2 protein-coding genes are annotated in these 1,509 nt (G+C 36.9%); both read right to left on the reverse strand.

Translation table 11 applies throughout. The annotated features are described in order from the left end of the window. Nucleotides 1-239: 239 nt before the first annotated feature. Nucleotides 240-842, reverse strand: coding sequence for a putative adenosine monophosphate-protein transferase Fic (locus tag HC728_RS19530; protein ID WP_017018082.1), 603 nt, complete (start codon nt 840-842; stop codon nt 240-242). Continuing rightward, complete coding sequence (locus tag HC728_RS19535; protein ID WP_017018083.1) at nt 835-1,290, reverse strand: YhfG family protein; 456 nt, start codon at nt 1,288-1,290, stop codon at nt 835-837. Before HC728_RS19535 ends, HC728_RS19530 begins: the two co-directional genes overlap by 8 nt. Between the last annotated feature and the right edge of the window lie 219 nt (nt 1,291-1,509).

Below are 1,509 nucleotides of genomic sequence, written 5' to 3' on the forward strand. Positions count from 1 at the left end.
GGTTCGATTTCACTTAAGTCACTTGGTTTCAGGCCAATGAAATCTTGAACTTTTTTGGTACATTTAAACTGAAACATAGCTCACCCCAAGCTGCTGAAAACCTTATTTTACACCAACAACATAACGCCTGCATAACACGTTTACTACTATACAGATCAAGCTGAATTTTACCGCCATAAATACCGAAACTAAAGACAAACCTACAATGCCGAATGTAGTAAATCGTGTTGATGCGATTGTTAACTGCGCTTTTTAGCTTTAGTTACACAAACAGAAAACAGCTCTTTCATTGGCACATAATTACAATGATAGCCATGGATATTTGCAGCTACCCATTGCTCAGACGTAATGCCAGAAAAATTAATATTGTAACCACAGTTAATTGCAATGTGCTCAAACAACAAACGCTGAGCACGACCATTACCTTCTCGAAATGGATGTAGAACGTTAATGTCGCAATAATACTCAGCTAACTTAGTAAGAAATTCATCGTATGGTAGATCCACTAAATACTTATCTTTTTCTAACATTGAAAACAGATTATTCGCTTCTTTTTCAATCCTCACTACATTACAAAAACGTGTATTCCCCTTTGAAATATCAATCGTTCTTAACTCACCTGCCCATTCAAATAGATCTGAGAACAAAATACGATGAATTGAACACAGATAGCTGAAATCGTAAGGAGGTAATTGAAACTCCACATACATTGCAGCTAACGTTGTTAAATCACGTTCAGCAGCCTCTAATACAGCTTCATTGCTGATATTGAGCTTATTAACAAGAACCGTACTATTTTCGTAAGTATAAGGATCTTGTGTTGTGCCATATTTATCAGCCATTGAGTGCCTCTAACGAATTTACGTTTGAGTATTTGTTTAACAAAATTTGACGTTGTTGCTCTCTGTCGAGTGATAAATCGAAATCACTAGCAATATCATGGCCCTCTAAACGCATACTTTCTTTAAAGTTATCCATTTTAACTTGCTCGAAATAGGCATGCTTTTCTTCGTAAGAAGAAAGCATTGAATTACTTGGCATAACTAGATCAATGTCATTAAGTTGAGATTGGATCGCTTTCCCTGATTCAAAAACACCCCAGCTATTAATAGAAAAACGGAAGGTTCGACCTTGGCGCTCTCTTTGAATATTTAAGCCTAAATTTTCAACTAATGAGTTAACTACGGATTGTACTTTACGTTCAGAGATCCCAGTTGCAGCCACGATAGCTTGGGTATTTGGAGATTCCAATCGTGTCATTGCAGCTAAAACTAATAATTCGTACTTCATGCTTACCTCGCACATTTATGCGGAAATAATATTAGTCTACTACTCAAAGGGAATGATTACCATATTTGAAAGCTAAATTAACAAAGAAGCAGTTAACGCCGCAATAACACGTGCGAAAGACCGACTTTCCAAACCAATTACACTCCAAACCGCGAATGCCGAGTGTAATTAGCATCGTGTTGATTGCTTTGTTACACGATCTTTGTCAACGCTTCGCTT

The organism is Aliivibrio sp. S10_S31 (assembly GCF_014694495.1).
In the GTDB taxonomy this organism is placed as follows: Bacteria; Pseudomonadota; Gammaproteobacteria; order Enterobacterales; family Vibrionaceae; genus Aliivibrio; species Aliivibrio fischeri.